The sequence below is a fragment of the Luteimonas sp. A501 genome (genome assembly GCF_054052085.1).
The window spans coordinates 1-2,477 of the sequence record NZ_JBSVRI010000023.1; the positions used below are offsets into that span (position 1 = coordinate 1).

The window sequence follows — 2,477 nt, forward strand, 5'->3', positions numbered from 1 at the left end:
CCGACCCGGCAGGTCGAATCTTGCGAAGAGTCGCGCCTGTCCGAAGCCGAGGTGTTGCAGGGCTGACTGCCGATGCCTGCACCGCGCGTGCGAGGTGCAAACGCTGCGGATGAGCGAGGCGCTACAGATTGCCTGGAACCCGGCAACAACAGTGCGGGAAACAAGGCCTAACACCAGAATTAAGCCGCGCCGCGAAGCGGCGTCGGCTTGAATGACTTGTTAGGCCTGCCCCGCGCCCAACTGTCCGAGATTAAAGCCGGAGACTGCATTGATTCTGCCGCGCCATGCAACGCCCCTGTTGTTTGGGAGAGGCTGACCATTGTGAGAGAAGCAGCGAGCATTGATTAGGTGTATGAACTGAGGCGGCGGCGGCACTTCCTCATCCGCGCCCTGGTCGTAAATCTTACCGTTAGACTCGAACGCTGATTTGATGGTGGCTTTTGATTCCTCATCGCCTGGGTAGGCATTAGAGAATTCCGCGGCAAAGGTGGAGAAGTACTTCTTTCCACTAACAAGCTGCCCCGAAATAATCAGGCCCTCAGTAAATAGAGTCAGGCCGAACTCTAGCGAACTCTCGTTGGCTATCGAGACGAGATGCTGGAGAAACCAATCCACGCTATTTCCGTCTAGCATCAGCTTGATGTCTTCGTGCGACAAGGCTTCGGTCTCTGTCATTTCAACTACTCCATGTTGTTCGAGGAAGTACGGGAACATGTACTTGTCTCAGCGGGCGAGACTAAGGTCGAAGAAGGCCTAACGCCTGAATTAAGCCGCGCCGCGAAGCGGCGTCGGCTTGAATGAATTGTTAGGCCGCGCCACCACGGGCGCTACCTGCACTGCTGTCATGGACTGTAAGGAAGTCTGAGGCGGTGAGGCCATATTCATACTCCGCTTGCGCAAACGCTGCCTCCAGGTCCTCGTGCCAAGTGTCACCGCAAACCTCCCCACCTTTGGTGTACCGGTAGAGGAAGTAGTGATCGCCTCCAGGCTCTGGCTCGATCTCGACGCGGTCTGGCAATAGCATTGCGCCGCTTTTGATCAACTCGCCACCAGAAATGTGCCCGATGGTGCGCATGCCTGGGCGTTTGAACTCTCTAGGTCGTGCGACATACTTCATAGCGGCCTAACACTCAAGTTAAGCCGAATTGCAGGGCGTATCTGGCAACATGGCAAGCTTTTTCTGCCATGTTGACGGCGTAGCGATGCAATTTCGGCTTGAACGCACTGTTAGGGCCCGCTTGCCACGCGCAAACGATCTACAAGCTGCCCCATGGTTCCGGCCCCGGCTGCCTCCCAGAATGCAGGTGCCATCTTTGTCCCAACGATCTCTTCGATGGCACCGATCGCCTCGCAAGTATCGGTGCCATCCAGCCAGCCAAAAGTGGAGCCGCCGGCTATGACTGAAACATTGTCCTCCGGCAGGAAGTAAGGGCTTGGCCAGTTGCAGTATTTAGCAAAGACCGCACCCAACGAACTGGCGAGAACTTGGCGATCTCCGCCGCCCCAAGCACTCATTGACTCATGTGACCGAGCGTTTTGCGCCGCCCGCAGGTCCCTGAAGAATGACGTATCTGGGCCGAGCCAGCGAACACCGATGAAGAAGCGCTTCCATCTGCCAGTAGGCGGGAAGTGTGGCGGGTACTGAAGCGGTTCGCCTGGATGCATGATGCGGGGCCTAACACCTGAATTAAGCCGCGCCGCGAAGCGGCGTCGGCTTGAATGAATTGTTAGGGGGCGGGCTCAATGCCAGCCAGCACCCATGGCACACGAGTTTGGAACTCAAGTTGACAAACGGCAAGCCCGGAAAAAAGGGCCGGTACGAGAGCATTGTGACGAGTCAGCCCAACCTCGACACCAGGAACAAGCACCTCGTAGCTAACAGTGCCTGTCCCGTCGGGATGCTGGTGGGAATCGGGGCCCGAAATGATGCTCCCGACAAAGTGGAACCACCCGCCTGTTAGATACAGACCGGAAGGCTCACGGCACCAATGCATAAGCTCAGCCGGCTTGGTTGGGTCCACGCCTAGACGCTTGGCAAGGGTAATGAACTCCGAAGGAAAGGTTGAGCCAGCTGCCGCATTGAAGTTGCGGCATTGGTCGCATGAGCAATCAGTGCCAAGAGGCAGCGATTCGTAGACCGCACGAGTAGCCTCTGGGTCGCACTCGATCTGCCAAGTGGCGACTTGGAGTTGCATGACTATTTCCGAGCCCCCTAACGCTAGAGTTAAGCCGAGACGCGTAGTGGAGCGAAACACATGGCAAGCTTTATCTGCCATGTGTTTTGCGTAACGAAGCGGCTTCGGCTTGAACGACTTGTTAGGCCGCCGCACGCCGAACTTGCGCCCGCCCCCACGACAGCCCAACCCCTGAGCCGAACAGTACAACAAGTCTGGCCGAGCGGCCTGAGGCTGGCGCTTGCCGGGACCGAAGCCAGAACCATCGACTCGCGCAGCCAAGAACTCTCACAGCGTCCTGTC

Annotated in this window: 2 protein-coding genes; both read right to left on the reverse strand. The window is 57.4% G+C overall.

All coding sequences use genetic code 11. From position 1 onward, the window contains the following. Window positions 1–219 precede the first annotated feature (219 nt). The gene (gvpU, locus tag ACW7G5_RS14695; protein ID WP_457005751.1) at window positions 220–675 is read right to left on the reverse strand and encodes a gas vesicle accessory protein GvpU; all 456 of its coding nucleotides are present in this window, start codon (window positions 673–675) and stop codon (window positions 220–222) included. Window positions 676–1,227: 552 nt separating this feature from the next. Continuing rightward, window positions 1,228–1,665, reverse strand: coding sequence for a hypothetical protein (locus ACW7G5_RS14700; RefSeq protein ID WP_457005749.1), 438 nt, complete (start codon window positions 1,663–1,665; stop codon window positions 1,228–1,230). Window positions 1,666–2,477 lie beyond the last annotated feature (812 nt).

Coding starts and splice junctions, on each gene's coding strand:
- gvpU (WP_457005751.1), bottom strand. CDS start 675: ATGACAGAGACCGAAGCCTTGTCGCACGAAGACATCAAGCTGATGCTA.
- ACW7G5_RS14700 (WP_457005749.1), bottom strand. CDS start 1,665: ATGCATCCAGGCGAACCGCTTCAGTACCCGCCACACTTCCCGCCTACT.